The organism is Paraburkholderia fungorum (assembly GCF_046027215.1).
In the GTDB taxonomy this organism is placed as follows: domain Bacteria; phylum Pseudomonadota; class Gammaproteobacteria; order Burkholderiales; family Burkholderiaceae; genus Paraburkholderia; species Paraburkholderia fungorum_D.
In genome coordinates this window covers 2,665,386-2,691,349 of record NZ_JAQQEN010000001.1, presented here as the reverse complement: position 1 = coordinate 2,691,349, position 25,964 = coordinate 2,665,386, and the positions used below count along the sequence as shown (strand labels likewise).

Below are 25,964 nucleotides of genomic sequence, written 5' to 3'. Positions count from 1 at the left end.
CCTTTTTTATCTGGTGGGGGGCGGCAGCCGGTTCGCTTTGCGCGCACATTGCTGCATGGAGGAAAAATAATCCATCACCGGATAAAAATATTCGGTAATAAATCGGAAGAAATGTCCATCTTCCGAAAGGCGTTCGAAGGGGAAAATTGTGCGGCTTTGCTGCAAAAACGCAGCAAAGCCGCTTGTAGTCAGCGTTTAATATTTCAACTGACTGACGGCTCGCCTTCACCGGGTTTCTTGCCGGGATGGTCTGCCGGCGACTGATCGCGCCCTTCATCGCCACGCTCGGGCAGCTTGCTCTTCTCGTTATCGCTATGCACGGTCGGCTGCGGATGCTCGACGTCGGTCGGCTTCGTTTGCTCGGGTTCCCTGGTTTCGTTCATCGCTGTGCTCCTTGGTTTGGGGACACCTGTACAGCAGCAAGGCTCAGGCCTGACGCCTCGCTTTGGACAACCGTTGCCGATAACGTCCCCCTGCGTTTTCCAGACTTTTTGTTGCATGCTGCTCCAACCCCGCGCCATTGCGGCAAACCGACACGGCGTGTCGTAAGGAGTGCACTGCTAATATCAACCTTACACATTGCTGACGTTTTATTAAAGCCTTGTGGATTTCATTGTTCCATCCAACGCGCATTGTGACGCGGAGGGAAGGGCTCTGGAAGAACTCCGATTAATGAACCACGGAACAGTAATCATGACTGTGAGCTTCAAGAGAATTTCAGCGGGTGCAATGTTGATGGCACCGCTGATGGGCAATGCTTATGCGGCCAACAATGCCTGCCCCGCGCCTGGCGGTATCAAACAAACTGCGGGCGAGTACGGCGGTTATACCTACACGGCGCCAGTGGGGAATGGGCAACAATGGAGCGGGGAGAATCCTATGGCCAAAGATAGTGATTTGGCGCGGTTGGTTTTCAAGGAAGCGTACATCCACAATCAAAAGAGCTTTGTCACTTGCGACTATGTTGTTCGAGACGGGAGGGGCGGTGTGAGAATGGTGCTGAAAACCACTGGGCCAGTTAAAGCGACCGGAAACTCCTGGCGCGATGCCAGGCAATCCGATGGAACCGTGCTGCAAAGCTGCGCCGGAGGGAATCCGGCGCTTTGTGCATTCGAGTAAAGTAATGACGCAGGTCTGACTGAATTCAGGGCACTGACGAGCCAGTTCAGTCAGGCCGCAGGACGGGGCGCCGTGCATTTTTAGGGGATTTTGTGCACACGGAATCCATCACTGCGGATCGCAGAGCAAATCGCATGACCGCCCCTGAAAAAGGGTCTTTTATCGACGCACTTACGATCGATCGCCAGACGACAGTCACCATTTGTCGCCAGGCGACATCATCGACGAATCCGCCGGACAAATGCAGCGCCTCCTGCTGTGCTATACGCGCGCGCTCATCACGCAAGATGGCGCAGACCGTGGTATGCAATCGCCATTGTCCGATCGATCAAGCATTGTGCGGCTGGCTGCTGCTCAGCATCGAGCACCTGCCGTCGAACGAATTGCGCATGACCCAGGAACTCACCGCCAGTATGCTCGGGTGCGCCGCTCTGGCGTCACCTTGGCAGCGCTGGTCTACGCGGGGCTGTGGCTGCACGCTAGCGTAGAGGATGCGAAGTTGCTTCTTCTTTGCCGATAACCGCCTGGTGGCCTCCGTATCGTTTTCGATGCGACTTCGCACTCGCCGAGCCGCGATTCAAACGGCCGGTTCACGCGTCAGGCCCCCCGTCAGCGAAACGATGAAGTCGAAGAATGCCCGTACTTTGGCCGGTGGCCGATGCCGCGAGGGATATAGCGCATACAGCGGATAAACTTCGTCGCCCCAGTCGGGAAACAGTTCGAGCAGCTTCCCATTGGCGAGCAGCGACTCGGCGCCCAGTTCGAGAATCTGCGCGACGCCCTGGCCGGCGGCGCAGACGCCATGCAAGGTGCCGACGTCGTTCACAGTCAGGCGGCCTCGCGGCGTAATCACAATCTTCTTGCGTCCGCGGTGAAACTCCCAACTGAACGGATGACCCGTCAGCGGATCGCGAAATTTGATGCACACATGGCGGCCGTTCTCGAGGTCGGTCGGCGTAACCGGGTGGCCGTGTTTCTTCAGATAGGACGGCGCGGCAACGGTCAGGATCCGCGTATCCAGCAGCTTGCGCGCAATCAGCGTGGATACCGGCGGCTCGCCGAACCGCACGGCCAGATCGAAGCCGTCGGCGACCATATCGCCAAGCTGATCCCGTGTGATCAGTTCAAGCTGCAGGTCGGGATGTTTGTCGATGAAACCACCCAGGCGCGGTCCCAGGACGAGCCGCGAAAAGAATGGATCCATGTTCACGCGCAAACGTCCGCGAACCGCAGTCGCGCCTTGTGCCGCCGAGGCCGCCGCTTCCTCCAGGCCGCCAAGCAGCGGCACGATCTGCTCGTAGAAACGCCGTCCCTCGTCGGTCAACGTCACCGAGCGCGTCGTGCGGTCGAATAACCGGATGCCGAGGCGCGCCTCGAGTCGTGCGACCGAGCGGCTCACGCCCGATTGCGACATGTCGAGCGCTTCGCCAGCCGCGGCGAAACTGCCGCAGTCGACAATCGCCGTCAACACGCCCATGCCGTTCAGCATGCGCTCATCAAATGGCATGATGGTGTGCCTTTTTAGTCGATTTCATGCATGACATGCTAACGCGAACGCGCGTTTGAACCCGTGCAGTCGCGTCGGCAAAAGCCATCCGGAAGTGCCGATCAATGACGTATCGTCATGAGCGTCGTGACAGCCAGGCTATCGCGTCAGGCGCCGGCCAGGCGCTAATCTTGTCGCAGTCGCCGGATGCACGACACGATGCGGTTCTCGTCATGCATTGGGCATAGGTTTAACTTTTTACGGAGAACGCCGCCATGTCGCGTATTTTTATTACCGGTTCCGCCGATGGACTCGGCCAGATGGCCGCGCGCCTCCTGATCGACGCCGGACATCAAGTGGTGCTGCACGGGCGCAGCGTAGCGCGCGCCGACGAAGCGCTGAAGGCCTTACCCGGCGCGCAAACCGCAGTGGCGGGCGATCTGTCGAGCATCGCGGCGACTGCCGCGCTGGCCGACCAGGTGAACCGGCTTGGGCGCTTCGACGCGGTGATCCACAACGCGGCGGTCGGCTATCGCGAACCGCGTCGCATTGCCACCGTCGACGGTTTGCCGCATGTGTTCGCGGTCAACACGCTGGCGCCGTACATCTTGACCGCACTGATCGACAAGCCACAGCGTCTCGTGTATCTCAGCTCCGGTTTGCATCGAAGCGGCGACGCGAGTCTGGACGATCTGACGTGGGAGCGCCGCCCATGGCAGGGCACGGCGGCGTATTCGGACTCGAAACTGCACGACGCGTTGCTGGCTTTCGCGATTGCGCGCCGCTGGCCACAGGTGTTGTCGAATGCATTGGAGCCGGGCTGGGTGGCGACGAAAATGGGCGGTGCGGGTGCGCCGGACGATCTGCAGGCGGCACCGAAGACTCAGGTGTGGCTTGCCGTCAGCGCTGAAGCGGCGGCCACGGTCAGCGGCGAGTATTTCTATCACATGAGGCCCCGCGAGCCCCATCCGGTGGTGTACGACGTCGCCGTGCAGGATCGCCTGCTCGAAGCCTGCGAGCGGTTGTCAGGCATTCGCTTGCCGGATTGAAACGCCTGGAGCGCTGCGGTGCCGGGGAGACTCCGCCCCGCGGACCTCAGTGCCCGGCGCTCTGCGCCGCGGGCCCATGCGCCGGACGCGTGGCGGGTACTTCGTCGAGATGGCGGAAAATCCATGCCGACACCAGCGTGATGGTGCCGACGCACGCAAAGCTCAGGCGGAAGCCGAGCGCCGCCGACCCCCAGTGCGCCGAGAACAGCGTCACGAGACCGCCGCCGATCGACACACCGAGACCGATCGCCAGCATCTGCACCATCGAAAAGAGGCTGTTGCCGCTGCCCGCGTCTTCATGCGAGAGGTTTTTGAGCGTGACGCTGTTCATCGCCGCGAACTGCATCGAGTTGGCCGCGCCGAATACCGCGAGAATCGCAATCTCGACAACCAGCGGCGTGCCGCGCGAAATGAATGCAAACGAGACGATCGCGGCGCCTACGATTACTGTGTTGACGAGCAGGAAGGCGTCATACCCATACCGGCGCACGAGCGGCGCGATCCAGCGTTTGGCGACGGTGCCGGCGAGGGCCGCGGGCAGCATCATCAGGCCGGAATGCAGTGGCGTGTAGCCCAGTTGCAATTGCAGCAGCAAGGGTACAAGGAAGGGCACCGCGCTCGAACCGATGCGGCACACCAGATTGCCGATCAGACCGACGCTGAAATTCGGCTCGCGAAAGAGCTTGAGTTTGAAGAGCGGATCGCTACGGCGTTTCGCGTGCGGAATATACGCGAGCGCGCTGACGACGGCGAGCACGAACAGACCCGCCGACCACGCCGCGCGATGCGTCTCCACGGGCGCGTCGACAGCCAGCGAAAAGGCGATCATGCATAGCGACAGCAGCCCACAGCCGACGAAGTCGAACGGCGGCGCCTGGGTCTCGCCATGCGGCGGCAGGAAGCGCTGCACCGCGTATAGACCGAACGCGCCGATCGGCACATTGATCAGGAAAATCCAGTGCCACGTGATCGCCTGAACGAACCAGCCGCCGAGCGTCGGGCCGGCGATCGGCCCCAGCTGGCCGGCCACTGAAATGAACGCGAGCGCCGAGACGTATTGCTCGCCCGACACGCTGCGCAACACGGCGAGCCGTCCGATCGGCAGCAGCATCGAGCCACCCAGCCCCTGCAGCACGCGCGCCATCACCAGTTGGCCGAGCGTGTGGGCGCTCGCACAGCAGATCGAGCCGAGCACGAACACGAGGATTGCCGCGAAATAGACGCGCCGTGTGCCGAAGCGGTCGGCGAGCCAGCCCGAGGCCGGCGTGAGCATCGCCATTGTCAGCGTGTAGGCGACCACGATCGGCTGCATCGCGAGGGGCGCGACGTGCAGGCTGTGCGCGATCGACGGCAACGCGGTGTTGACGATCGTCGTGTCGAGCGACTGCATGAAAAAGCCGGCGGCGACGATCCACAGTAGCGCGGTCTGGGAAGAATCCTGGGTCATGTTGGACTGGGCAGCGGGGCGGCGGGGCGCGCGACTGGCGGGCCGGGCTCGGTGCAGATCGTTGGGGGATTCCGTCATCATATTGACATTCGCGTCAATCGGGAACCCCACTAGGTATGCTGACTGTTATCGACTTTGCCGATAAGCAGCGCGACAATGGCCCATGCTCAATCCCATCTGGCTCAAGACCTTCGCGACCGTCGCGGCCTGCCACAGCTTCACTGAGGCGGGGCGGCAGCTCGATCTCACACAGTCGAGCGTCAGCGAACACATCCGTCGGCTCGAAGAGAGCGTCGGCCGGCGCCTGTTCGTGCGCGACACCCATTCGCTCGCGATGACACCGGACGGCGAGGCCATGCTCGCCCACGCCAGCGTGATCCTGCAGGCGCTCGCGCGGGCCGAATCGCAGTTTCGCGCGCCGCGTCTGAAAGGGCGCGTGCGGCTCGGCTCGTCCGACGATGTCGCGCTCGGGCCGCTGCCCACCGTATTGGCGGCGTTTCGCGACGCGCATCCCGATGTCGAACTGGAAATCACCATCGGCATGACCGGCAAGCTTTACGAATTGCTGGATGCCGGTTCGATCGACCTGCTGGTCGGCAAACGGCGTCTGGGTGACCGCCGCGGCGTGCCGCTTTTCACGGGGCGTCTGGAGTGGCTGGCGCGCGCCGGTACGCGGGTAGACCTGACGCAGCCGCTGCCGTTGATCCTGGTCGCCGAGCCGAGCGTGACGCGTGCCGTCGTGCTCGATGCGCTGGCCGAAGCCGGCTTTAGCTGGCAGGTGGTGTGCACTAGCAGCAGCCACGCGGGCTGCATCGCGGCCGCGCGCGGTGGACTCGGCATCACGGTTCGTCCGCAGTATCTGGCGGCTCGCGGCCTTGCGCCGCCGTTGAATACGGCCAGTTTGCCGACGCTGCCTTCGGTGGAATTTATCGCGCTGGCGGCCAAACGGCTCAGCCGTCCAGCCGGCACGCTGCTGCAACTCCTGCACGACAGCGACTTACGCGGCTCGTGGATCGGCGAGTAGCCACGCGCCTTCGCAATCTTTGGTGGATTTTAAGTAACTTAATAAAAGATGATTTATAGGTTACTATGACTGTGTGCACGACGCGCACGACGCGCACGCTGTGCCACGAGCCGTGAGGAGCCCGACCATGACCGCAACCGATACCGAAACCTCAGGCGCCGCGCCGGTCGATCCGGAATTCTTCGGCGATCATCCGGCCCTCGATTTGCTCAACACCGTCGTGCAGCAGGACGGTGCGCCCGTGGATATCTGGCAGACCGACGCCGACGTGCTGCGCTGGCTGACACGCCAGCATCTGCATGACGATGCGCGGGCGCCCGCGCGCCTGAAAAGCGGGGCATTGCTGAGCGCGGCGCGCGCGTTGCGCGAAACGGTGCGCAGCGCGGTTGCACAGCGCAAGGCACAAGCTCCGATCGACATCAAGGCGCTCAACGCCTTTCTGAGCGAAGGCCGCCGTCATCTCGAACTCGCGCTGAACGAGCAACACGAATTGCAGGCGATCGAACGCTATGAAGTGAGCACGCCGGCGCAATTGCTCGCACCGCTCGCCGAAACGGCCGCGCAACTGCTGGTTGCCGGCGACTTCAATCTGATCCGCAAGTGCGAGCACCCCGACTGCACGCTGTGCTTCTATGACCGCACCAAATCGCACCGGCGCCGCTGGTGCAGCATGGCGCTATGCGGCAATCGTCACAAAGTGGCGAGTTTTCGCCGCCGTCAGCGGCAGGCGTGAGTGCAATCGCCGGTCGCCGCAACTGGGCGCGGCAGTTGAGCGAGCCGAGGGCCGCTTTTAAAATCGCGGGCGATAGCGTCATAGTCGCGAGCGACAGCACGCGGCATGCAGCGGCGTACTGAGTCGATCCGGCGCAAGCTGGGTCGAATAAGCGCTTAGGAAACCAAAGCATGCGAGCGTTGCATCACCCTGCAACGCTCGCCGGTGCAACACAGTCGACTCGCCTCTGCCTCAGGCCGGCAGCTTGCGGAAGCTGATCGCGAAGCGGTTCCACGCATTGATCGCCGAGACCAGCAGTGTGAGATCGACCAGTTCTTCATCGCTGAAGTGCGGACGCACGATTTCCCACACGGCGTCAGGCACATGGTCGTGCGACACCAGCGTCAACGCTTCGGTCCATTCGAGCGCGGCGCGTTCGCGGTCCGTGAAGAAGGGCGTTTCGCGCCACACCACCACGGTCGCCAGACGGCGGTCGGTTTCGCCGCCTTTGCGGGCATCTGTCGTGTGCATGTCGACGCAGTACGCGCAGCCGTTGATCTGCGACGCACGCAGCCGCACCAGTTCGGTCAGCGATTTTTCGAGCGCCGATTTGCCGATGCGTTCTTCCACGCCGATCAGCGCCTTGATGGCAGCGGGGTTGGCTTTGTAGAAGTCGAGACGTTGTTCCATGATGTGCTCCTGAGGTCGGGTTGGACGCATTCCGTGATGCGATGAGTGAAGATTAATCGCTCGACTGGTTTCTGGAAATGACCGGTTTTATCTATTTTCAGGTAGCCAATTTTTGAAACCTGAGATGCGCCGGATGATTGCCTGAGCGTCCTTACCGCCTGTAATGGCATCGTTGTCGCGGTTCGGGCGATTCTGTATGGTGGGTCATCAACTACCATAAGAGATCCAGAATGATGTCCGACGCAGACCCACTTCAGTCCCCGATCCGCTCTGATGTACTGATCGTCGGCGCCGGCCCGGTCGGCCTGTTTGCCGCTTTCGAGGCGGGCGTGATTGGCCTGTCGTGCCAGATCGTCGATGCACTCGGCAAGGTCGGCGGGCAGTGCACGGAGCTCTATCCGGACAAGCCGATCTACGACATTCCCGCGATTCCCTCGTGTACCGCGCGCGAACTGGTGGAGCGTTTGATGGTGCAATGCAAGCCGTTCGACGTGCCGATCCATCTGGAACAGCGCGTCGAATCGGTCGAGCAGCGCGACGATGGCCGCTGGACCGTGCGCACCGATCGCGGCCTCGTGTTCGACGTGGCGGCGATCCTGCTCGCCGCCGGGAATGGCGCGTTTGTGCCGCAAAAACTGGCGCTTGCCGAGGCCGTGCCGCTGGAGTCTCGCCACGTGCACTACAGCGTGCCGCGTCTGGCCGACTTCGCCGACAAGACCGTGGTCGTGGCCGGCGGCGGTGATTCCGCGCTCGATTGGGCACTGGCATTGCGCCAGGTCGCGCGGCGTGTGACGCTGGTGCATCGGCGCAACGGCTTCAGCGCTGCGGATTCGAGCGTCGAGACGATGCGGCGCGCGGTCGAGGCCGGCGAAATGGACTTCATCGTCGGCGCGATCGCGGGGCTCGTCACGGAAGACGACGTGTTGAAATCGATCGCTCTGCGGCATATCGAAGGGGAAACCCAACTCGCTGCTGAACAACTGGTCGTGCTGTACGGGCTGGTTGCGGATCTCGGGCCGATTGCGCAGTGGGGCTTGACGATTCGCGGCGGCCGCGTCGACGTGGATACCTCGAACTACGAGAGTTCGCGGCCCGGTATTTTCGCGGTCGGCGACATCGCCGGTTATCCGAACAAGCAGAAGCTGATTCTGTCCGGCTTTCACGAGGCGTCGCTGGCGCTGCGCAAGGCGTACGCCTACGCGTACCCGGAAAAGAAACGCGTGCACGTCCATTCCAGCTACGACGCGAAGCTGGCCGAGAAGGTGGCAGCGGCCTGACAGGCACGCTGGCCGATCCCTACCACGTCTCATTCGAAACGCCGCTGGGCCGCGCGAGGGCCCAAGCGGGAATTCGTCTGCACATTCCTCGTCACCTGCTGCGTCCAAAAAACTGACGTTCACAAAGTTATCATTGACAGTATCTGACATTGCAGATATATTGATTTCAACCAACGAGGAGCTGCGCATGGACCACTACACGCCGGAGAGTTTCAGGTTGACGCATAGCGTAGGGTTTGCCATCAACAAGGCGCGCAACCTGTTGGTAACGGAACTGGATGCGGCGCTGAAGCATCTGGACATTACCAGTCAGCAAATGGGCATTCTGCTGTCCTTGCATAGAGGCATCGCCACCACGCCGTTTGAACTGTCCAAGTTGCTTGGAATCGACACGGGCCTGATGACGCGCATGCTCGACAAGCTGGAACACAGGGGCTTGCTGGAGCGTTCGCGCAGCCTGGAAGACCGCCGCGTCGTCAATCTGGCGTTGACGGAAGAGGGCGAAACGGTGGCCACGCAGGTTCCGCACATTGCTCCAGCGGTGCTGAACACACGGTTGAAGAAGTTTAGCAAGGCGGAATTCGAAGAACTGAACCGCCTTCTGTACAAGTTTCTCGGCGAGTAACCAAACCCACTGGAACCGGAATGCTGCGGATGATCGTAGCTATTTCTTTATCCATATATCTGATAGGTCAGTAAATGAAATCACAGTTAAATTCACAGGCAGTCGGGTCGCGGGTCGCGAAGGCTGGTGTGACCGTGATCTTCGCGGCCGTGCTGTCGGCTTGTGTGAACTACGCCGGCATTTCGAGCGACAAGCAGATGGCTCAGCCGCAGACCTACGCGACTCAACAAAGCATTCCCGCCGACAACGGTCACTGGCCGGCCGCCGATTGGGCCGACCAGTTCGGCGACACGCAACTGAAGGCGCTGCTTGAAGAAGCGCTCAAGGGCAATCCGTCGATCGAACAGGCCCGCGCCCGGGTGGCCGCGGCGGCCGCCTACAGCGATACGGCCAAAGCCAGCACGATGCCGCAAGTCGGCGCGACGTATTCGTTCACCCGTCAGCAATACTCGGGTACCGCGCTGGTGCCGCCGCCGTATGGCGGCTCCTGGCAGTCGGAAAACAAGGGGCTGCTGTCCGCTTCCTACGACCTCGATCTGTGGGGCAAGAACCGCGAAGCGCTGAAGGCGTCGCTGTCGCAATTGCAGGCCACTCAGGCCGACGCCGAAGTCGTGAAGCTGTCGCTGACCTCGGCCACCGCGCGCGCCTATAACCAGCTGGCCCGTTTGTATGTATTGCGCGATATCGCCCAGCAGGAAATCACGCAGCGCGAACAGATCGACCGCATCACCGCGGGCCGCATTGCAACGGGTCTCGACACGCAAGTCGAGCGCAAGACCGCGCAGGCGAACCTCGCCACCAGCCGCGCGAATCTGGCTGCGCTCGACGGCGCGATTCTCACCACACGTTATCAACTGGCCGCGTTGCTCGGCGCCGGTCCCGACCGCGGCCTCGCAATCACGCGCCCGGCGCTCGGTATCGGCGACGAAGTCCGTCTGCCCGACAACTTGCCCGCCGATCTGGTGAGCCGCCGCCCGGACCTGGTTGCCGCGAAATGGCGGGTCGATGCGCTCACGCATGACGTGAAGGAAGCCAAGGCCGAGTTCTATCCCGACATCAATCTGAGCGCCGCGATTGGTCTCGACGCGTTCGGCTTCGGCCGCTTCCTCACGGCGGCGAGCCGCACGGCATCGGCGGGGCCGGCGATCCATCTGCCGATCTTCGACGCCGGTCAGTTGCGCGCGCAACTGAGGGGCCGTTATGCCGACTTCGATTACGCCGTCGCCACGTATAACCAGACGCTGGTCACCGCGCTGTCCGAAGTGGCGACCCAGCTCGCGCAAATCCGTTCGACCGACGAGCAGCTCGGCGATGCGCAAGCCGCCCAGGAAGCCGCGCGCAGCGCCGATCAACTGGCCCTCACGCAATACAAGGCCGGTCTCGCGAATCAGTTGACCGTGCTCAACGCCGACACCACCGCGCTCGCCGCCGATCAGCAGGTCGCGAATCTGAAGATGAACCGGCGTGACCAGCAGATCGCGTTGGCCGCGGCGCTCGGCGGCGGCTATACCGACAACAGCGCCGACAACAGCGCCGACAACGGCGATTCCACCGCACACGCCACCGCACACGCCAACCCGGCGGCACCGGCAGCCGCAGCGGCGTCAGCAGTGCAAACCAACCCTGTGGTCGCCGCGCGCTGATGCGCCCTCGCGACACTTTTATATCCTGTCAGGAGCCAGAAAAATGAGCGATACGATCAACACCGACCGCGCGACGGCGAACGCGGACCAACCCGCGCAAGCGCAGGCCCCCACGAAGCGCAAGCTGCTGCTCGCGCTGCTCGCGGCAACCGTGGTGATAGCCGGCGCCGGTTACGGTGCGTATTACTACACGGTCGGCCAGTATTACGAGTCGACCGACGATGCCTACGTCAGCGGCAACCTCGTGCAACTGACGCCGCAAGTGACCGGTACGGTCGTCGCCGTGAATGCCGACGACACGCAGATCGTCAAGAAGGGCGAGCCGGTCGTCACGCTCGACAATGCCGATGCGAAGATCGCGCTGGGCAATGCCGAAGCGGCGCTTGGCCAGACCGTGCGCCAGGTCAGCGGCCTCTATGTGAATAACGACTTTTACGCTGCCACCGTCGCGCAACGCGAGTCCGATCTTGCCCGTGCCAACGCCGACCTCAAGCGTCGCCAGGCCGTTGCCGAAACCGGCGCGGTGTCCGGCGAGGACATCGCTCATGCGCGCGACGCCGTCGCTTCCGCGCAAGCCGCGCTCGATGCCGCCCGTCAGCAGTCCGAAGCCAACCATGCGTTGACCGACCGCACGTCGATCGAGCAGCACCCGAACGTGCAGGCCGCGGCATCGAAAGTGCGCGACGCCTACCTGAGTTACGCCCGCAACACCTTGCCCGCGCCGGTCACCGGTTACGTGGCGCGCCGCTCGGTACAGGTCGGTCAGCGCGTGGCGCCGGGCACGCCGCTGATGGCGATCGTGCCGCTGGACGGCGTGTGGGTCGACGCGAACTTCAAGGAAGTCCAGTTGAAGCATATGCGTATCGGCCAGCCCGTCACGCTCACCGCCGACGTGTACGGCTCCAGCATCAAGTATCACGGCCGCGTGCTCGGCTTTTCCGCCGGCACGGGCGCCGCATTTGCCGTGCTGCCCGCGCAGAACGCCACCGGCAACTGGATCAAGGTCGTGCAACGCTTGCCCGCGCGGATTCTGCTCGATCAAGGCGAATTGAACGCGCATCCGCTGCGGATCGGTCTGTCGATGCAGGTGGATGTCGAGACGCGCGATCAGTCCGGCGCTCAGCTAGGCGCGGCAGTCGGCACCTCGTATCACACCGACGTGTTCGCCGAATACGGCGACGAGGCCGATGCGGAAATCGCGAAGATCATCGCGCAGAACATGCCGGCAGCGCACACGGTTGCAGCGGGTACAACGCAAAAGAGCGCAGCACGTAAAGCGGGTTGAAACACCGCTTTTTTTCGGCCAATTAACTGCTAAGTCAGATATTTGTCTTTTTCTACAGGTGATGAAATGAATGGATCGACGACCGCCGCCACGCCCCCGCCGCTGAGCGGCGGCAAGCTCGTGCTGGCGACCATCGCGGTGGCGCTCGCCACTTTCATGAACGTGCTGGATTCGTCGATCGCAAACGTGGCGATCCCGACCATTTCGGGCAATCTCGGCGTCTCGGTGGACGAGGGGACGTGGGTGATCACGCTGTTCGCCGCCGCCAACGCGATTGCCATTCCGCTGACGGGCTGGCTCACGCAGCGCGTCGGCCAGGTCAGGTTGTTCGTGTGGGCGATTCTGTTGTTCGTGCTGTCATCGTGGCTGTGCGGCATGGCGCCGACGCTGCCGGTGCTGCTCGCCGCGCGGATCGTGCAGGGCGCGGTGGCTGGTCCGTTAATTCCGCTGTCCCAGGCGATTCTGCTCGGCTCCTATCCGAAGGAAAAGAGCTCGGTTGCACTCTCGTTATGGGCCATGACCGCGACCGTCGGCCCGATCGCCGGTCCGGCGCTCGGTGGCTGGATTACCGACAGTTACTCGTGGTCATGGATCTTCTACATCAACATTCCGGTGGGCCTGTTCGCAGCCGGCGTGACATGGGCGATCTACCGCACACGCGAAACGCCGACCAGGCGCTTGCCGATCGACAAGGTGGGACTTCTGTCGCTGATCGCCTGGGTGGGCTCGCTGCAGATCATGCTCGACAAGGGCAAGGATCTCGACTGGTTCAATTCGCCCGTAATCGTTGCATTGACCGTGTTCGCGGCAATCAGCTTTACGTTCTTCGTGATCTGGGAGCTGACCGAGAAGAACCCGATCGTCAATTTGCGATTGTTCGCAGGCCGTAACTTCATGGGCGGCACGATCGCGATCTCGGTAGCGTACGCGGTATTTTTCTCCAACCTCGTGTTGTTGCCGCAATGGATGCAGGAATACTTGAACTACCGCTCGGTGGATGCGGGCCTCGCCACCGCGCCGCTTGGCATCTTCGCCGTGCTTCTCGCGCCGGTGATGGCGAAGATCATGCCGAAGTCGGATTCGCGGGTGCTGGCAACCCTGGCTTTTCTCGGCTTTGCCGGCGTGTTCTTCATGCGTTCGCTCTACACCACCGGTGTGGACACATGGACCCTGGTATTGCCGACCTTGTTGCAAGGCATTCCTACGGCATTGTTCTTTGTTCCGCTGACCGCGATTATTCTCTCGGGTCTCAAGCCCGACAAGATTCCGGCCGCGGCGGGCCTGTCGAACTTCGCACGGGTATTTGCCGGGGCAATGGGAACCTCGCTTGCCGCGACGGGCTGGAACGACCGGACGATCCTGCATCATGCGCGGCTCGCTGAACAGACCGGTGTGAATAACCCGGTTTTCACGGCGGGTCTCGATTCGGTGCATAACACGCTGGGCGGAAGCACCGCGCAAGCGCTGGCCTTCTTCGAGAATTCGCTGAATGCGCAAGCAGCCATGCTTGGGTTGAACGATATTTTCTGGATTTCCGCTGTGATCTTCGTCGCGATTGTGCCGTTGATCTGGATCACGAAGCCGGACAAGAGCAGCGCTGCCGCGGCGGCTGGGGCCGGCGGCCATTAAGGTTTCTGATTTCGTGCGGATGACGCCCGGCCGTGATGGCTATCACGGCCGGGCTTTTTTTTATGTCAGGCTATTTTCCGGCGGGCGCGCTGGCGGCCGCTGCCGCGCTCGCGGCTTTGTCTTTCTTTTTGGCCTCGTGGTGGCCGATCGCGCAGCCTGCCGTCGCGCCTGCCACGCCGTGGTCGCCGGCGACGTGGCCCGTGACCCCGCCCACCACCGCGCCTTTGGTACAGCCTTCCGCTTGCACGGCTGAGTGGGCGAGGGCGAGTGTCGCAGTGATGGCGATCGTGGTGAGTACTCGTTTCAATTGGGACTCCTGTTGTGGTGTGCTTCCGGGGTGTAGCAAGACAGAGGCCCGCCACTCGCCGGCTGTGCGGAGGACGGGCTGCCGGGTGTTTGCGTGGGCCCCGGCGCGACACAATGTACGAAGCGGCGGCCCATTGCCGGTGTATGCTTTTGGACGGAGCCACTATCCTTCCCGCCATGAACGAACCAGACGTCCCTTCCGCCGGTGAAAACGGCGAGTCCGCCAAAGGCCAACCCGGACCGCGCCCGGGCGAGGCCGTGGCTATCGATTACTGGATGCTGGTGCAGGCGATCGAAGACTATGCGATCTTCCTGCTCGATGCGACGGGGCGGATCGTCAGCTGGAATGCCGGTGCGCAGAAACTGAAGGGCTATGCGGCGAACGAGATCATCGGTCAGCATTTCTCGCGCTTTTATACCGAAGAAGCAGTGGCGCGCGGCTGGCCGACCTATGAATTGCAACAGGCGTCGCTGACCGGCCGGTTCGAAGACGAGGGCTGGCGCGTTCGCAAGGACGGCACGACCTTCTGGTCGAATGTCGTCATCACCGCGATTCGCAATGACGCAGGCATTCTGACGGGCTTTGCCAAAATCACGCGTGATCTGACCGCGCAACGCGAGTATGTGGAAGCCTTGCGGCAAAGTGAGGAGCGTTTCCGCCTGCTGGTCGACAACGTGAAAGACTACGCGATTTTCATGCTCGATACCGAGGGCTATGTGGTCAGCTGGAACGAAGGTGCTGCGCGCATCAAGGGCTATACACGCGAGGAAATCGTCGGCCAGCATTTCTCCGTTTTCTATGTGCCGGAAGAGGCCGCGGCCGGCAAGCCGGCTCGCGAACTGGCCATTGCCCGGCAGGTCGGCCGGGTCGAGGACGAAGGCTGGCGTGTGCGCAAGGACGGCACGACCTTCTGGGCCAACGTCAACATCACGGCCGTGTATGACGAAACGAAGCGTCTGCGTGGTTTCGCCAAAGTCACGCGCGACCTGACCGAGCGCCGTCAGCGCGAGGAACTGGAGCGCTCCGGCGATCGCATGCGCACGTTTCTCGCCACGCTCGCGCACGAGCTGCGCAATCCGCTGGCGCCGGTGCGCAACGCGGTCAGCGTCATGCAGCTCGAAGCCGGGATGAGTCCGACGCTCATGCGCTCGCGCGATCTGATCGACCGGCAGGTCAGTCATCTCACACGTCTGGTCGACGATCTGCTCGACGTTGGGCGCATCATGTCGGACAAGGTTGAGTTGCGTATTGCACGCGTCGACATCGCCGAAACGGTGGCGCGTGCGATCGAAGCAGCGCGGCCGTTCACTGATGCGCGCGGACAGAGCGTGGCGACGCATATGCCGGCCGAGCCGCTGATGGTCGCCGGCGACATGACACGGCTCATCCAGGTGCTGCAAAACCTGTTGCACAACGCATCGAAATTTTCGCCCACGGGCAGCCGCATCGACATATCCGGACGCCTCGATCACAACATGGCCGTGCTCGAAGTGCGCGATTCCGGTTGCGGCATTCCATTGCGTTCGCTCGATTCGATCTTCGAGTTGTTCGTGCAGGAGAAGGACGGGCAAAACCCCAGCGAAGGCGGTCTTGGCATTGGCCTGACGTTATGCAAGTCGCTGGTCGGGATGCATGGCGGCAGCATCCTCGCCAGCAGTGAAGGGCCGGGGCACGGCAGCACCTTCTCGTTGAGTCTGCCGCTTGCCGCAGCACCCGCTGAACCCGCCGCCGACGCAGCGGGCGATGCCGTGGGCGCGGTGTCGCCACTGCGAATACTGCTGGTGGATGACAATCGCGACTCTGCCGATAGTCTCGCGATGCTGCTCGAACTCAAGGGGCACGTGGTGCGTATCGCCTACGAGGGCGCGCAAGCGGTCGACGTTGCGCCGCGCCTCGCGCCGCACGTCGCGGTGATCGACATTGCGATGCCGAAGATGGACGGTTACGCCACGCTCGCCGCGCTGCGCGAAATGCCCGCGCTCGCCGATACGATATTCGCCGCCATGACCGGCTTTGGCCACGCGAGTGATCGCGAGCGTACACGCCAGGCGGGTTTTGACACGCACCTCGTGAAGCCGGTGGAACTCGCGCTATTCGAAGCGTTGCTGGCGCAAGCCGAATTGCGGCGCCGGCAACGCGGGCTCGCCTAGCGCCCGGCGGGCGGGCATCGCTCTCGCTTTCTTTCGCCATCAAGGGCCGCTGCATGCGGCCTGTTTCGTCTGATCTCCTGTGATACCCAACCAGGTGCCGCAGGCACACGATGCCTGCGGCACGCCGCTTGCTGATCGTTTGCAAGCGCTGCGGCCATTGAAAGCCTGCTGGCATGGATTGAATGGGTTCAGGGAGAGACAATGCTCGATGCGCGTAATCGGGCGGCCAGCGTCAGTGCGCGGCCGCGTGAACAAAGCTGCCAGACCGGTGCACAGGCTACCCGTCTGGATCACTTCGCTGCGAACGGGAAGGACCGGCCAGCCTGCACCTCACTGGATGCGTTCCTGCACGGTGCACGTTTCCATGCGAACGACCCGGCCGCGCTCGGCGACATGTTGAGGGCGCTGGTCGAACGCGGCGATGACCAGTTGCCGTTGCCGGCGCGCGGCGAGACCCTTGCCCGTTGGCGCGCATTGGCCGCGGTCGCCGCGTGCGATCTGGGCCTCGTCAAACTGTTCGAAGGCCATACGGATGCGTTGGCGATCCTCGCTGAATTGCAGGGCCCCACACCGCAAACGCATAGCCGTTGGGCCGTATGGGCTGCGGAGCCGCCGGACGCACGCGTGAGCGCCACGCAAACGGGCGCCACATCGCTGCGTCTGAATGGCACAAAGGCGTGGTGTTCCGGCGCCGGTGTGGTCAGTGACGCGCTGGTCACCGTGTGGCTCGACGGCGAACCGGTGCTGGCGGCGGTCGCGATGGATCAGGCGTCGATCGCAATCGATACGTCGAAGTGGCAGGCGGTCGGCATGCAGGCGACCGCCAGCGCCGACGTCACGTTCGATCAGACATCGGCGACGCGGGTGGGCGCGGCGCACGCGTACGTTCACCGGCCTGGCTTCTGGCATGGCGGCGCCGGTATTGCCGCCTGCTGGTACGGGGCGGCTGCGCAGATTGGCCAGATGTTGCGCGATGCTTCCGTTCAGTACGCCGATGCACACCGGCTCGCGCATCTCGGCGCCGTGGAAGTCGCGTTGGCGGGCGCCGCTGCCGTGCTGCGCGAAACCGCCGCCTATATCGACGCGAATCCCCATGCCGATGCGCAACGCGAAGCGATGCGCGCGCGCCTCGCCGTCGAAGCCGCGGCAACGGCCGTCATGCATCACGCGACGCGCACGCTCGGCGCGGGTCCGTTGTGTCGCAATGCGCGTTTTGCGCGCGCGCTGGCGGACCTGCCGGTGTTCCTTCGGCAAAGCCACGCTGAGCGCGACCTCGCCGCGCTCGGCGAACTGACCGTCAAGGCCGGAACCGACACCCGTCTGGATGCCGGAGGTAGCCCGTGGATGCTCTGACACGCGACATGGAGGGCCGCTGACATGTCCTCTACGCTCGAATACTTTGACGCACTTTATCGACACAGCGACGACCCGTGGAATCTGCGCGCAGGCTGGTACGAACGCCGCAAGCGTTCGCTCACGCTCGCCTTGCTGCCACGCCCGCGCTATCGCAACGCGTTCGAGCCAGGCTGCGCGAACGGCGAACTGACGGCGGAACTGGCCGCGCGCTGCGAGATGCTGCTCGCAGCCGATCTGCATGAACGCGCCGTGCTGCTCGCGCGGGAGCGCGTGGCCGGCATGTCGCAGGTACGCGTCGAACAGCGCACCGTGCCGCGCGAATGGCCGACCGAAGCCGGGCCGTTCGACCTGATTGTCATCAGCGAATTCGCCTATTACCTCAATGCAGCCGACCTCGAAACGCTGGCCGCGCGGATCGCCGCTTCGCTCACCACCGACGGTACGCTGCTTGCCTGTCACTGGCGCCGGCCGTTCGCCGAAGCGCTCGAATCCGCCGATCATGCCCATGCGCTATTCGATGCGCGCTGCGGGCTGTCGCGTCTCGCGCATCACGACGAAGCCGATCTGCTGATCGACGTGTGGTCGCGCGATGCACGTTCCGTGGCACAACGCGAGGGGCTTCTATGATCGGTGTGATCGTTCCGGCGCATAACGAAGAGGCCTTGCTGGCACCCTGTCTGGCGGCGCTGCTCGAGGCGTCACGACATGAGGATCTCGCTGGAGAAGCGGTGCGCATCGTCGTCGTGCTCGACAGCTGCGGCGATTTTTCCGGGGCGATCGCGCGAGCCTATGGCGTCGAAACGCTGAGTCTGAAGGCACGCAATGTCGGTATCGCACGGGCGACCGGCGCCGATCTGCTGCTCGCGGACGGCGCCCGCTGGCTCGCCTTTACCGATGCCGACAGCCGCGTGTCGCCAGGCTGGCTGGTTGCGCAGCTGTCGCTGGACGCGGACGCGGTATGCGGCTCGATCGCCGTCGACGACTGGGCCGCGCATCCGCACAGCGTGCGCGAATATTTTCGCAAGACCTATGTGGACGCCGACGGCCATCGCCACGTGCATGGCGCGAATCTCGGTGTTTCGGCCGAGGCATACCGTCGCGCGGGTGGTTTTCCGCCCCTCACGTGCAGCGAAGACGTGGCGCTCGTCGATCGGCTGATCGCGATTGGCGCGCGCATCGCGTGGAGCGCTGCACCGCGCGTGATTACCAGCGCGCGTACGGCGACCCGCGCGCGTGGCGGTTTCGGCGATACGCTCGCGGCATGGGCAAGCGGGTGAGGCGGGCTGCGCTGATCGGCGTGACTACTTTTACCCGCGGCCGCCGCGCGCGATCTCTTCGCCGGCACGATGTGGCATACGCAACGTGACCGGAATCGACGCGAACGAGCACAGACCCACCACCAGAAACGCCGGCCAGAAATCCGACCACGCGATGCTCGGATGACCCTGCAGGACGCGCGAAATCTGCAGCACGATCCCGCCGATCGTCACACCGAGCCCGAGCGACATCTGCTGCACCACGCTGCCGAGGCTCGTGGCGCGTCCCACGTCACGGCTGGCGATTTCCGCGTAGGTCAGCGAGTTGAGGCTCGTGAACTGCAATGCAGGGAAAAAGCCGCCGAGCAGCACCACGAACCAGATTATCCAGGTCGGCGTGCCGGGGAAAAACAGGCCGCAGGCCGCAATCGAAATCCCCGACAGGGCTGCATTCACCACCAGCACCGAACGGAAGCCGAAGCGATGCAAGACCCGCGAGGCGATCGTGCGCATGAACATGCCGCCAAATGCTGACGCGCAGGTGATCAACCCGGATTCGAAGGCGCTCATGCCGTGGCCTTCCTGCAGCATCAACGGCAGCAGAAACGGCAGGGCGCCGAGGCCGATGCGAAACAGCGAGCCGCCAAGCACGCTCGCCTGAAAGGTCGGCACCTTGAAGAAGCGCAGATCGAGCAGCGGGAGTTTGACGCGTTGGGCGTAGGCGACATAGGCGGCGAGCAGCGCGGCGCCAAGCGCGCACATGCCGAAGGCGTCCCGATTCGATATGAGCTCGCCGCCCACTAGCGACAATCCCAGCAGAAGCAGCACCGCGCCGGCCGCCGACAGAAAAAAGCCGATCCAGTCGAGCGGACCCGGGTCCGGTTCTCGGGTGTTGGCGATATGCCGGTTGGCCAGATAGATGCCGAGAACGCCAATTGGCACGTTGATGAAAAAAATCAGGCGCCAGTGCAGATAAGTGGTGATAAAGCCGCCGAGCAGCGGCCCGGCGGCGGGTCCGAGCATCGCGGGGACGCTCAGGTAATTCATCGCGCGGATGAAGTCGGTTTTGTGAACCACGCGGAAGATGATGATCCGGCCCACCGGCACCATCATTGCGCCACCCACGCCTTGCACGAAGCGCGCGAGTGTAAAGGTGGCCAATGAATTCGACGCCGCGCACAGCAGCGAACCCGTCACGAAGATGCCGATCGCGGTCCGGAAGACGGTGCGCGCACCGAAGCGGTCAGCGAGCCAACCGCAAACCGGGATGAATACGCCGAGGCCCAGCACGTAGCTCGTCACCGCGATTTTCAGGGTGACCGGATCGCGCCCGAAGTCGCGCGCCATCGCGGGCAGCGCAGTGACGATCACGTTCGCGTCGACACTCTCCATGAACATCGCGCAGGCGACGATAAGGGGTGCAATCAGGGCTTTCTGGGCGAGCGTCATGGAGGCGGGCAGCGACGGGCAAGCACTAGCAAAGGGGCCATTATTGCACCTGTACGGTGCGGATTGTTAATACCGCACCGCCGGATGCTGCCCTTTTTCAAGATTTCAGGAGGCGCGCGCGTGACCGTCGCACAACAGGCTGGCGGTATTTTCGATATATGTTGCGATGCGGGATGAGAAGGCTATAATCGGGTTATTGCTTAGGTATAAACCCTAGAAGGAGTCCACCATGAACACCGCTTCCACGACCGCCCGCGCTGCCACTGTCGCTAACACCACGTGGCTCGGCAAGCTGCGTGCTTTGGCTCTGCTCGCGCTCAATCTGCATCTGCAAAACTGCGCCGTGATCGCCGAAGCGCATCGCCGCCCGAACTGAGTCACCGTCCGGCGTGAGTCTGCGCAGTCAATACGCGCGCTAAGTCACAGTAGCGGCGTTGGCAAAGCAGGGCGCAAACACGTTGCGCCCGCATCTTTATTTAGCGGCTGGGAATCTCGAACACGAGACACGTGGTCGTGGCATGCGCGTAGAGCGTGCCGTCGGGGCCGACCAGCCGCGCTTCCGCCGTCGCCAGTTGCCGTCCGCAATGAATCACCTTGCCTTCGGCACGCACACGCTGCACGCGCGGCGTCACCGCTTTCACGTAGTTCACGCTGAGTTCGGCCGTGGTGTAGCCGCGGCCAGGCGGCATCATGGTGTGCACCGCACAGCCAAGGGCTGAATCGAGCAACGTGGCGATCCAGCCGCCATGCACGGTGCCCAGCGGATTCAGATGCTGCGCGAGCGGCGTGCCCTGAAACACGGTGTGCCCCGCGTTGGCTTCAATGATCGTGAAGTCGAGTGTGCGGGCGATCGCCGCGTAGGGCAATTCGGCGTTCAGCATGGCCCGCATCACTTCGAGGCCGCTCTTGCCGGCCACCTGCTCGGGGCTGGCGACGCCTGGGCCGGGGCCCGCGTTCAGCCTCGCCAGAATCTCCTGCTCCTGCGCGAGCCAGCGTTCGAGTTGCTGTTCGTTCGTCAATCCGTGTCTCCTGTCCTGGTGGAACGCGTGTGCCGCATTCGATGCATGGGCATCGATTAAAGCATCAAACGCGTCAGGACGCAGTGGAGGGCCACCTCTGGATCGGGGCGCATGGCCGCACATTTGCACGGCGGGGCAACGTCGTGAAGCATCCCGCTGGTTGATCTGATCGCCCGCGCTCGCCGTAAGCGGACGCCGAATCTTCATCTCGCGCGCCGCGAATAGCGTTTACACTCATGCCCCCGGCATAGCAGTGACCTCAGCCACGCAATCGGCAATATCGACCGTTTATTGGTCGTTTATTGGCCGCATATTGCTCCGTTCATCCGCCAGACTCCCCGCGTTTCGATTTCCGGGCCAGGTTAAACCCCGGCTAACTGGCTGACGCTGTCAACCTTTTCAACAGTTTGCCGTTATCTCTTTGTAATCGCCGGAGTCAGGCGACGCCGTGGCAGACGACCCGTCGCCGCGACAGCACTACGCAAGGCCCGCACTTGACCATGTTCCACCGATACAGCAACACATTCGACCGGCTCGGCGCGATGTTCGACCGTGCGGCGAAGACGCTTGGCAACCGGAGCATCCTCTCGCCGCTGCTTGCGCTCGTCATTGGCGGGCTGCTGCTGATCGTCCTGCAACACCTGTCGCAAGCGGTCGACTATCGCTCGGTGATGCGCGAATTGCGCCATCTGACGGCGGGCGAGTGGACCGCGGCGCTCGGCGCGACGGCGCTCAGCTATATCGCGCTGGTCGGGCGCGACGCGGTCGGTTTGCGCTATCTGGGCGCCACGGTGCCGCGCGCGGCATTGTGGATCGGCGCGACCGCGGGTTCCGCGCTGGGCAACGCGACCGGCTTCGGCGCCTTGACCGGCGGCGCCGTGCGTGCGCGCGTGTACGGCGTCGCGGATGTCACGCCGGCCCAGATCGGCCGCATGACGGTGTTCACGAGCGTTTCGCTGGCGCTCGCGCTGGTATTGATGACGGCCCTCGGCATGGTGTGCGCCGCCGGCCCCCTCGCGACGATGCTGCATCTCGCGCCCATGACGCTCGCCTGGAGCGGCGCGGCGCTGCTCGCCTTGCTCGGCCTCATCGCCGCAGCCTGCCGCCAGGACACCCGACCGATCCGCACGCGCTGGCAGTGGCTCGTGTTCGATATTCCGGCGCGCCGCGACCTGCTCGCGCAAGTGGCGCTCGCCGTGCTCGACGTGGTGGCTGCCGGCCTCGCGTTGTGGGCCCTGCTGCCGCACGCGGACGTGAGCTTTGTGAGCTTCATCACCGTGTATGCCGCGGCGCTGCTGCTCGGCATGATCGGCCACACGCCGGGCGGTATCGGCGTGTTCGAGGCGGCGATGGTGTTCACGCTGAAGGGCAGCGTGCAGACGCATGAGATGCTCGCCGCGCTGCTCGCGTATCGCGCGATTTACTTCGGCGTGCCGCTGATCGTGTCCGCGGGTCTGCTCGCCGGTTTCGAAGGCCGCACGCTGACCAGCCGTTTGCCGCTGCGTCACGCACAGGGCGCGTCGAAACTCGCGCCGCTGTTTCTGAGCCTCGTGACCTTCGTGGTCGGCGGCATGCTGGTGATTTCCAGCGCGACGCCGGCGTTCTGGCAACGCCTCCAGATTTTGCGCGCCGTGTTACCGCTGTGGGTGCTCGAGAGTTCGCAGATGTTGTGCAGCGTGCTCGGTGTGCTGCTGCTGTTCGTCGCGCGTGGTTTGTTGCGGCGTCTCGACGCCGCGTGGTGGATGACGTTGCTGCTCGCGATGCTGAGTCTCGCGCTGTCGCTGACGAAAGGCCTCGCGTTCGTCGAAGCAGGCGTACTTGGTATGCTGATCGCGCTGCTGCTGTCGACACGCCGCCGTTTCAACCGTCATTCGTCGCTATTCGCCGAGCGTTTCACGGCAGGCTGGCTGGTATCGGTGGCGATGGTGCTGATGCTGGCAACATGGGTGATGCTGTTTGCGTTCCGCGATGTGCCGTACACGCGTGACCTGTGGTGGCAATTCGCTTTCGACGAGCGCGCGCCGCGTGCGTTGCGCGCAACGCTGGCCGCGAGCCTGTTCGCGGCGACCTTCGCGTTCTGGCAGTTGCTGCGTCCGGCGGCCGGCCGCTTTGTCAAACCCGCGCAGGAAGATCTGCTGGATGCCGCGCGCATTGTCCGCGCGCAGGAGCGCAGCGATGCCGGTCTCGCGCTGATGGGCGACAAGAGTTTCCTGTTCTCCGAGTCGCGCGAAGCTTTCCTGATGTACGCGAAAAATGGCCGTACGTGGGCGGCGCTGCACGACCCGGTCGGTCCACGCAAGGAGTGGGCGGGCCTGATCAGCAAGTTCGTCGCGCTCGCGCACGCGCATGGCGGCCGTGCGGCGTTCTATCAGGTGCGCGCCAACGCGTTGCCGCTTTATCTCGACGCGGGCCTCACGCTGATGAAACTCGGCGAAGAAGCGCATGTAGTGCTCGACGATTTCGACCTCAAGGGCTCGCATCGCGCGCATCTTCGCTATGCGCTCAAACGTGGCGAGCGCGATGGCTTCGCCGTCGAAGTGATCGATCAGTCCGAGGTGCCCGCATCGCTCGAGACACTGCGGCAGATCTCCGACGGCTGGCTCGACAGTCGCGACGCGCGCGAAAAGAGCTTCTCCGTGGCCGCGTTCACCGATGAGTACCTCGCCGCGCAATCGGTGATGCTGGTGCGCCAGAACGGCGAGCCGGTTGCTTTCGTCACCTTCATGACCACCGATCTGAACACCGAAGCGACAGTCGGCGTGATGCGGCATGTGGAAAGCGCCTCGCCGTATGCGATGGAATATCTGTTCACGCAACTGGCGCTGCATCTGAAACAGGCGGGCTTCCGCGTGCTCAGTCTCGGCATCGCGCCGCTCTCCGGTATGCAGCCGAGCCCACTCGCTTCGCGTTGGCATCGGCTGGCGGGTATCGTGTGGCGCTTCGGCGGCCGCTTCTATAACTTCCGCGGACTGCGCGCTTTCAAGAGCAAGTTCCAGCCGCACTGGGAGCCGCGCTACCTCGCGGCGTCGGGATCGGTGGGCGTGTTCTTCACGCTGGCCGACCTGTCATTGCTGGCGGGAGGCCGGCGTTCATGACATTGCATCCGTTTTTCAGGCTCGCCGTTGCAGCGGGCCTCGTGATTGGCAGCACTGGCGCTTTTGCGGCGACCACCACCGTGCCGGGCGGCCGTTATGGCGACGTGACGGTCACGCAGCCGGCCGGGCCGTTGCGCGGCTTCGTGGTGCTGTACTCGCAAGGCTCTGGATGGAGCGCGGCCGACCAGCAGAGCGCCGATGCGCTCGCGAAGGCGGGCGCGTTGACGGTCGGTGTCGACACGGCGCGATACGCGGCCAATCTGAGCGCCAAAAAAGAAACCTGCCATCAACTGGTGGGCGATGCCGAAGCGCTGAGTCATCAACTCGAACGGCAATCGCAGTCGAGCCGCTATTTCGCGCCCATCGTCGCCGGTACGGGGCAGGGCGCGACGCTGGCAATGCATGTGCTCGAACAGGCGCCGTCGAACACGATTGCCGGGGCGGTCTCCGTGGACCCGCAGCGCGAGCTGGACCCACGCTTTCAACCCTGTCCGCCGGACCCGACGGTGATCCGCGACAAGGTGCCGGGCTTCGTCGAAAAAGCAGGCACGGCCAACGGCGATCGCACGCGCCTCGTCGCGCTGATTACGCCGCATCTGCAGACGGCGTCGACGAACGATGACGACGTCTCCGATCTACCGCTGATCGAATTGCCGGCCGCGCATCCGAACGGGCTCATGGCGATCGTGATTTCCGGCGACGGCGGCTGGCGCGATCTCGACAAGACGATTGCCGAAAGCCTGCGTAAAGACGGCGTCTCGGTGATCGGCTGGGACAGCCTGCGCTATTTCTGGAGCGAGAAACCGCCCGCGCAGACGAGCCGCGACCTCGCGCGCGTGATGCAGACATACGGCGCGCGCTGGCATGCGCAACATATCGCGCTGGTGGGCTATTCGTTCGGCGCCGACGTCATGCCGTTCGCTTATAACCGGTTGCCCGAAGCGCTGCGCGCGAAAGTCTCGCTGATTTCGCTGCTCGGTTTCGCGCCCGACGCCGATTTTCAGATTCGTGTGGGCGGCTGGCTCGGCATGCCGGCGAGCGACAAAGCCCTGAACGTGAGGCCTGAACTGGCGCGCGTGCCGCCCGCGATCGTGCAGTGCTTCTACGGCGAAAACGAGAAAGACACCTTGTGTCCGGCACTGACTACTACCGGCATCGAAATCATTCGCACCTCGGGTGATCATCATTTCGGTGGCGATTACAACGCGCTGGAGCGGCACATCCTCAGCGCGTTCAGGAAGCAAAGCGGCGTGCAGGACTAGCGCTGCCTGGATGAGATGCGCCGCGCGTTTTGCCGGGCCGGCGGCACTACGTTGAGCGTTTTTTCACGGCCGCCCGCTCGACGG

At 63.5% G+C, this 25,964-nt stretch carries 23 protein-coding genes and 1 pseudogene; 17 read left to right on the top strand and 7 right to left on the bottom strand.

The genetic code is table 11. The features are described 5' to 3' along the window. Window positions 1-203: 203 nt before the first annotated feature. Window positions 204-383: a hypothetical protein gene (locus PQR27_RS11945; RefSeq protein ID WP_408523852.1), complete on the bottom strand. Its 180-nt coding sequence runs from the start codon at window positions 381-383 to the stop codon at window positions 204-206. 310 nt (window positions 384-693) lie between these two features. Between PQR27_RS11945 and PQR27_RS11940 the strand changes: the two genes are divergently transcribed. Together PQR27_RS11940 and PQR27_RS11935 are read left to right on the top strand one after the other, a co-directional pair. Beyond that, window positions 694-1,119: a DUF3757 domain-containing protein gene (locus PQR27_RS11940; protein WP_408523851.1), complete on the top strand. Its 426-nt coding sequence runs from the start codon at window positions 694-696 to the stop codon at window positions 1,117-1,119. A gap of 241 nt (window positions 1,120-1,360) precedes the next feature. Then, window positions 1,361-1,573: pseudogene (locus PQR27_RS11935) on the top strand (Crp/Fnr family transcriptional regulator); the annotation flags it as partial. Window positions 1,574-1,696: 123 nt separating this feature from the next. Here the strand turns inward: PQR27_RS11935 and PQR27_RS11930 are convergent. After that, a complete protein-coding gene (locus PQR27_RS11930) occupies window positions 1,697-2,626 on the bottom strand; it encodes a LysR family transcriptional regulator (protein WP_408523850.1) in 930 nt (309 codons plus the stop codon). Window positions 2,627-2,880: 254 nt separating this feature from the next. Here PQR27_RS11930 and PQR27_RS11925 point away from each other — a divergent pair, with 254 nt between their 5' ends. Next, window positions 2,881-3,654: an SDR family NAD(P)-dependent oxidoreductase gene (locus PQR27_RS11925; protein ID WP_408523849.1), complete on the top strand. Its 774-nt coding sequence runs from the start codon at window positions 2,881-2,883 to the stop codon at window positions 3,652-3,654. A gap of 46 nt (window positions 3,655-3,700) precedes the next feature. Here the strand turns inward: PQR27_RS11925 and PQR27_RS11920 are convergent, their stop codons facing one another. Next, window positions 3,701-5,101: a DHA2 family efflux MFS transporter permease subunit gene (locus PQR27_RS11920; protein WP_408523848.1), complete on the bottom strand. Its 1,401-nt coding sequence runs from the start codon at window positions 5,099-5,101 to the stop codon at window positions 3,701-3,703. Between the two features lie 163 nt (window positions 5,102-5,264). Here PQR27_RS11920 and PQR27_RS11915 point away from each other — a divergent pair, with 163 nt between their 5' ends. Further along, window positions 5,265-6,125 (top strand): LysR family transcriptional regulator, encoded by an 861-nt coding sequence (locus PQR27_RS11915; RefSeq protein WP_408523847.1) that lies wholly within the window; start codon window positions 5,265-5,267, stop codon window positions 6,123-6,125. A gap of 127 nt (window positions 6,126-6,252) precedes the next feature. After that, complete coding sequence (locus PQR27_RS11910; protein ID WP_408523846.1) at window positions 6,253-6,858, top strand: CGNR zinc finger domain-containing protein; 606 nt, start codon at window positions 6,253-6,255, stop codon at window positions 6,856-6,858. A gap of 231 nt (window positions 6,859-7,089) precedes the next feature. Here the strand turns inward: PQR27_RS11910 and PQR27_RS11905 are convergent, their stop codons facing one another. Continuing rightward, window positions 7,090-7,527, bottom strand: coding sequence for a carboxymuconolactone decarboxylase family protein (locus PQR27_RS11905; RefSeq protein ID WP_408523845.1), 438 nt, complete (start codon window positions 7,525-7,527; stop codon window positions 7,090-7,092). A gap of 230 nt (window positions 7,528-7,757) precedes the next feature. On the opposite strand from PQR27_RS11905, the gene PQR27_RS11900 reads away from it, so the two are divergent. The 5 genes from PQR27_RS11900 to PQR27_RS11880 all read left to right on the top strand — a co-directional run bounded on the left by PQR27_RS11900 (window position 7,758) and on the right by PQR27_RS11880 (window position 13,986). Further along, window positions 7,758-8,804: an NAD(P)/FAD-dependent oxidoreductase gene (locus tag PQR27_RS11900; RefSeq protein ID WP_408523844.1), complete on the top strand. Its 1,047-nt coding sequence runs from the start codon at window positions 7,758-7,760 to the stop codon at window positions 8,802-8,804. Window positions 8,805-8,991: 187 nt separating this feature from the next. Then, window positions 8,992-9,429: a MarR family winged helix-turn-helix transcriptional regulator gene (locus PQR27_RS11895; RefSeq protein WP_408523843.1), complete on the top strand. Its 438-nt coding sequence runs from the start codon at window positions 8,992-8,994 to the stop codon at window positions 9,427-9,429. 74 nt (window positions 9,430-9,503) lie between these two features. After that, entirely contained in the window at window positions 9,504-11,072 is a 1,569-nt protein-coding gene (locus tag PQR27_RS11890; RefSeq protein ID WP_408523842.1) for an efflux transporter outer membrane subunit, read from the top strand. A 43-nt stretch (window positions 11,073-11,115) separates the two neighbouring features. Next, a complete protein-coding gene (locus PQR27_RS11885; protein WP_408523841.1) occupies window positions 11,116-12,357 on the top strand; it encodes an HlyD family secretion protein in 1,242 nt (413 codons plus the stop codon). 66 nt (window positions 12,358-12,423) lie between these two features. Continuing rightward, a complete protein-coding gene (locus tag PQR27_RS11880) occupies window positions 12,424-13,986 on the top strand; it encodes a DHA2 family efflux MFS transporter permease subunit (protein ID WP_408523840.1) in 1,563 nt (520 codons plus the stop codon). A 70-nt stretch (window positions 13,987-14,056) separates the two neighbouring features. Here the strand turns inward: PQR27_RS11880 and PQR27_RS11875 are convergent, their stop codons facing one another. Then, a complete protein-coding gene (locus PQR27_RS11875; protein ID WP_408523839.1) occupies window positions 14,057-14,293 on the bottom strand; it encodes a hypothetical protein in 237 nt (78 codons plus the stop codon). 176 nt (window positions 14,294-14,469) lie between these two features. Here PQR27_RS11875 and PQR27_RS11870 point away from each other — a divergent pair, with 176 nt between their 5' ends. The 4 genes from PQR27_RS11870 to PQR27_RS11855 all read left to right on the top strand — a co-directional run bounded on the left by PQR27_RS11870 (window position 14,470) and on the right by PQR27_RS11855 (window position 19,076). Then, window positions 14,470-16,443: a PAS domain-containing hybrid sensor histidine kinase/response regulator gene (locus PQR27_RS11870; protein WP_408523838.1), complete on the top strand. Its 1,974-nt coding sequence runs from the start codon at window positions 14,470-14,472 to the stop codon at window positions 16,441-16,443. Window positions 16,444-16,644: 201 nt separating this feature from the next. Next, window positions 16,645-17,796: an acyl-CoA dehydrogenase family protein gene (locus tag PQR27_RS11865; RefSeq protein ID WP_408523837.1), complete on the top strand. Its 1,152-nt coding sequence runs from the start codon at window positions 16,645-16,647 to the stop codon at window positions 17,794-17,796. 24 nt (window positions 17,797-17,820) lie between these two features. Beyond that, window positions 17,821-18,426 carry an SAM-dependent methyltransferase gene (locus PQR27_RS11860; protein ID WP_408523836.1) on the top strand — a complete coding sequence of 202 codons (606 nt, stop codon included), beginning with the start codon at window positions 17,821-17,823 and terminating at the stop codon, window positions 18,424-18,426. After that, window positions 18,423-19,076, top strand: a complete 654-nt coding sequence (locus tag PQR27_RS11855) for a glycosyltransferase family 2 protein (RefSeq protein WP_408523835.1) — start codon at window positions 18,423-18,425, stop codon at window positions 19,074-19,076. Before PQR27_RS11860 ends, PQR27_RS11855 begins: the two co-directional genes overlap by 4 nt. Window positions 19,077-19,106: 30 nt before the next feature. On the opposite strand, the gene PQR27_RS11850 is transcribed toward PQR27_RS11855, so the two are convergent. Continuing rightward, the gene (locus PQR27_RS11850; RefSeq protein ID WP_408523834.1) at window positions 19,107-20,504 is read right to left on the bottom strand and encodes an MDR family MFS transporter; all 1,398 of its coding nucleotides are present in this window, start codon (window positions 20,502-20,504) and stop codon (window positions 19,107-19,109) included. Window positions 20,505-20,733: 229 nt separating this feature from the next. Here PQR27_RS11850 and PQR27_RS11845 point away from each other — a divergent pair, with 229 nt between their 5' ends. Continuing rightward, the gene (locus PQR27_RS11845; protein ID WP_408523833.1) at window positions 20,734-20,880 is read left to right on the top strand and encodes a hypothetical protein; all 147 of its coding nucleotides are present in this window, start codon (window positions 20,734-20,736) and stop codon (window positions 20,878-20,880) included. A gap of 100 nt (window positions 20,881-20,980) precedes the next feature. Here the strand turns inward: PQR27_RS11845 and PQR27_RS11840 are convergent, their stop codons facing one another. Then, entirely contained in the window at window positions 20,981-21,523 is a 543-nt protein-coding gene (locus PQR27_RS11840; RefSeq protein WP_408523832.1) for a PaaI family thioesterase, read from the bottom strand. 542 nt (window positions 21,524-22,065) lie between these two features. Here PQR27_RS11840 and mprF point away from each other — a divergent pair. Both mprF and PQR27_RS11830 read left to right on the top strand, forming a co-directional pair. Next, window positions 22,066-24,618 carry a bifunctional lysylphosphatidylglycerol flippase/synthetase MprF gene (gene mprF / locus PQR27_RS11835; RefSeq protein ID WP_408525474.1) on the top strand — a complete coding sequence of 851 codons (2,553 nt, stop codon included), beginning with the start codon at window positions 22,066-22,068 and terminating at the stop codon, window positions 24,616-24,618. Continuing rightward, window positions 24,615-25,880, top strand: a complete 1,266-nt coding sequence (locus tag PQR27_RS11830) for a virulence factor family protein (protein ID WP_408523831.1) — start codon at window positions 24,615-24,617, stop codon at window positions 25,878-25,880. The genes mprF and PQR27_RS11830 overlap by 4 nt, the downstream gene beginning before the upstream one ends. Window positions 25,881-25,964: the final 84 nt, after the last annotated feature.

Bases quoted from the DNA above. Each gene is read 5' to 3' on its own strand.
- PQR27_RS11925 (WP_408523849.1), top strand. From the start codon at position 2,881: ATGTCGCGTATTTTTATTACCGGTTCCGCCGATGGACTCGGCCAGATG.
- PQR27_RS11940 (WP_408523851.1), top strand. From the start codon at position 694: ATGACTGTGAGCTTCAAGAGAATTTCAGCGGGTGCAATGTTGATGGCA.
- PQR27_RS11860 (WP_408523836.1), top strand. From the start codon at position 17,821: ATGTCCTCTACGCTCGAATACTTTGACGCACTTTATCGACACAGCGAC.
- PQR27_RS11910 (WP_408523846.1), top strand. From the start codon at position 6,253: ATGACCGCAACCGATACCGAAACCTCAGGCGCCGCGCCGGTCGATCCG.
- PQR27_RS11895 (WP_408523843.1), top strand. From the start codon at position 8,992: ATGGACCACTACACGCCGGAGAGTTTCAGGTTGACGCATAGCGTAGGG.
- PQR27_RS11905 (WP_408523845.1), bottom strand. From the start codon at position 7,527: ATGGAACAACGTCTCGACTTCTACAAAGCCAACCCCGCTGCCATCAAG.
- mprF (WP_408525474.1), top strand. From the start codon at position 22,066: ATGTTCGACCGTGCGGCGAAGACGCTTGGCAACCGGAGCATCCTCTCG.
- PQR27_RS11915 (WP_408523847.1), top strand. From the start codon at position 5,265: ATGCTCAATCCCATCTGGCTCAAGACCTTCGCGACCGTCGCGGCCTGC.
- PQR27_RS11850 (WP_408523834.1), bottom strand. From the start codon at position 20,504: ATGACGCTCGCCCAGAAAGCCCTGATTGCACCCCTTATCGTCGCCTGC.
- PQR27_RS11855 (WP_408523835.1), top strand. From the start codon at position 18,423: ATGATCGGTGTGATCGTTCCGGCGCATAACGAAGAGGCCTTGCTGGCA.
- PQR27_RS11930 (WP_408523850.1), bottom strand. From the start codon at position 2,626: ATGCCATTTGATGAGCGCATGCTGAACGGCATGGGCGTGTTGACGGCG.
- PQR27_RS11885 (WP_408523841.1), top strand. From the start codon at position 11,116: ATGAGCGATACGATCAACACCGACCGCGCGACGGCGAACGCGGACCAA.
- PQR27_RS11830 (WP_408523831.1), top strand. From the start codon at position 24,615: ATGACATTGCATCCGTTTTTCAGGCTCGCCGTTGCAGCGGGCCTCGTG.
- PQR27_RS11890 (WP_408523842.1), top strand. From the start codon at position 9,504: ATGAAATCACAGTTAAATTCACAGGCAGTCGGGTCGCGGGTCGCGAAG.
- PQR27_RS11900 (WP_408523844.1), top strand. From the start codon at position 7,758: ATGATGTCCGACGCAGACCCACTTCAGTCCCCGATCCGCTCTGATGTA.
- PQR27_RS11880 (WP_408523840.1), top strand. From the start codon at position 12,424: ATGAATGGATCGACGACCGCCGCCACGCCCCCGCCGCTGAGCGGCGGC.
- PQR27_RS11865 (WP_408523837.1), top strand. From the start codon at position 16,645: ATGCTCGATGCGCGTAATCGGGCGGCCAGCGTCAGTGCGCGGCCGCGT.
- PQR27_RS11920 (WP_408523848.1), bottom strand. From the start codon at position 5,101: ATGACCCAGGATTCTTCCCAGACCGCGCTACTGTGGATCGTCGCCGCC.
- PQR27_RS11870 (WP_408523838.1), top strand. From the start codon at position 14,470: ATGAACGAACCAGACGTCCCTTCCGCCGGTGAAAACGGCGAGTCCGCC.
- PQR27_RS11945 (WP_408523852.1), bottom strand. From the start codon at position 383: ATGAACGAAACCAGGGAACCCGAGCAAACGAAGCCGACCGACGTCGAG.
- PQR27_RS11845 (WP_408523833.1), top strand. From the start codon at position 20,734: ATGAACACCGCTTCCACGACCGCCCGCGCTGCCACTGTCGCTAACACC.